Source organism: Effusibacillus sp. SKA8 (assembly GCF_058273125.1).
The window spans coordinates 1-666 of the sequence record NZ_JBZCSF010000047.1; the positions used below are offsets into that span (position 1 = coordinate 1).

1 protein-coding gene and 1 pseudogene are annotated in these 666 nt (G+C 57.2%); both read left to right on the forward strand.

Annotation, left to right across the window (positions count from 1 at the left end; translation table 11 throughout):
• Positions 1–253: 253 nt before the first annotated feature.
• Positions 254–367, forward strand: a pseudogene (locus AC4ED1_RS14700) (hypothetical protein); the annotation flags it as partial.
• Positions 368–391: 24 nt separating this feature from the next.
• On the forward strand, positions 392–666 hold a 275-nt coding region (locus tag AC4ED1_RS14705; protein ID WP_490939878.1), incomplete at its 3' end, for a hypothetical protein.

Sequence of the window (666 nt, forward strand, 5' to 3'; positions counted from 1 at the left end):
TAACGACAATCATTGCGGGAGGTGAAAAAAGGAAGAGAGACCCTGTAGGTTGCCCGCCTCCGAGTCTCTCTTCCCGTGCCCGGTTCCCCGGGTACAACTATAGGCTATGTCTCTATATTACAGCGCCCCATTCGACGATGTCCAGTCGTATTTGCAATTTTGTCAGGCTCCTGACCTCGATTACATTCGGCCACCGGAGTGCCCACACTGCGGGCATACCGTTTTCCATAGCCACGGCCAGTATAAGCGCAAGATGTGGTCAGGCGAGCAGGAGAGCAGCTTGCCGGTGTTCCGTTTCATCTGCGCAAATTCGGGGTGCAGACGAACATGTAGTGTACTCCCTAGTTTCGTCGGTCGCTATGAGCGATTCAGCTGGGATGCCCAGGAGTCTGTGTGCACAAAGGTAGACGAACAGTACTCCCTGGAGGAGGCATCACGCAGTATTCCGGCTCCCGTCGGCCCGTTGTCCACCCGTACGGTCTGGCGTTGGGTCAAGCGCTGGCGGGCGAATATGGACGAGCTGGAGGAGCGGTTCTGGCAGTTCGTCATCTCGATTCATCCCGCTGTATACATCCCGAGGGGGCAGGCGAGACCCGCTTCCCGCCTGCGGTACTGGCAGGGCATCTGGGCGCAGCTTACGCCAAAGAAAGTGAACGTTGGACTCTT